The sequence below is a fragment of the Peribacillus sp. CSMR9 genome, from assembly GCF_033141925.1.
Classification (GTDB): domain Bacteria; phylum Bacillota; class Bacilli; order Bacillales; family DSM-1321; genus Peribacillus; species Peribacillus simplex_A.
In genome coordinates this window covers 1-1,532 of the sequence record NZ_JAOPHO010000178.1, presented here as the reverse complement: position 1 = coordinate 1,532, position 1,532 = coordinate 1, and the positions used below count along the sequence as shown (strand labels likewise).

At 36.4% G+C, this 1,532-nt stretch carries 1 protein-coding gene; it reads left to right on the top strand.

Annotated features, from left to right (window positions below; all coding sequences use genetic code 11):
* Window positions 1-793 precede the first annotated feature (793 nt).
* Entirely contained in the window at window positions 794-1,027 is a 234-nt protein-coding gene (locus N9I19_RS24705) for an XRE family transcriptional regulator (RefSeq protein WP_317779326.1), read from the top strand.
* Window positions 1,028-1,532 lie beyond the last annotated feature (505 nt).

Sequence of the window (1,532 nt, the reverse complement as noted above, 5' to 3'; positions counted from 1 at the left end):
TAATCAGGACGAGCAGACGCTTTTCAATTTTAGCCACTCCGCTTATGTATTCTGATGCTAAATGTCCCACAACAATCACAATATTTTCGATTTAATTTCATAGGGGATTCTTCAACAGAAAAAATTGAACTGAAAGGGTTAACTTTTTCATGTGTTTTGATTTTCCTTGTTTTGAGGTGGTGGATGGCTGGGGTGAATTGCGATAGCAAGAGGGGCTAGCCCCCCTGTATTTCGTAAAAAGAATAAGCTAAAGATCAACACAAAGAACGGAAGAACAGGCGGTTTGGCAGGTACAATGGTCAGAGCAAGCCGAATTCCGAGAATCCTCGTTTTGAGTATGTTCGGCTTGGCGATGATTCCACACCTGCCAAAATGCGGAATGCAAGGAGTAAAGGGTGGAGATTTTTTGAATGGGTTTTTCAAAAAATACTACCCGAACCTTGTGTGAAGCATAGCTATTCAAGAGTAAAGTTAAAACCTAAAAAAACCACAGTTGGCTCCTACGGAAGGGTTGGGTAGTTGAGCCTCTGCCTCCCAAGAAATTCTTTTGGGGTTTAAATTTAAGCTTACTTTGTCGATATTTTGTGTATTTTTTTTGGTCCACAGCAATGCTGTTAAGCCGATAGGTATGGCGCTGATGTTTTGGCTTAACAGCAAAAGCATATTCAAAGTATTTGAGATTAGAAGAATGCTATTAACTCTAGCAGGAAACTACTTTATCAAAAACCTTTACAATTCACATGTATAACTCCCTTTTTCGTTGTCAAAAATGGATAGGGAGAGGTGAAATATAATGATTTTTGGTTGGTTAAAAGAAGAAACTAAGGAGAAAACTGAGTTTGGAGATTTTTTAGAGGTTTACGATATTAAGCAGGACTGGTTAGCCAAAAAAAGCAATACCAGCCAAAGCTTAATAAGCCTTTTAACATCGGACCATTCAAGAACGCCGAAACCAACTACTGCATATAAACTTATCAAGGTATTAAGGGAATTTGAGTCTAATATAAAGAAAGAAGATTTTTGGTGAACTATTTTACTCCTTAATATTTTTTTAAAAAATTGGGCGATTACATAAGTTAAAAACACTGATTTTTAAAAGAATGTTGCTGAGAAACGCTCTACAACGAAATTAACTACCTTCAGACTTATAATTACCTATTCAATTCACTGAAGTTCAGAGCTGTCTCTAAGGCAGCTTTTCCTTATATCTGGGCAGGATAATTGAATTAGGACTTAACCCTTGAGTCGAACTATTCATCAAAATTTAATACTCTCACCATTCCAGTTTAGGGGTACCGCCACATGCCCATCAAGCTAACAATAACGAGTTACCCCAAAACGATAAAAACGGTAAAATGCACAAAATTTTCGTTCTGGGGGTATTATGATATCTTACCTTGATTGGCATGTGTCTGGACCCCGTTTAGAAATAATACAACTGTTTAATTTGAAAGATAATAAAGTCGTTTAATACAATAAATAATTAATTATTCTCCTTAAAATTGCAAATTACGGTTCATACGTAGGTCCTG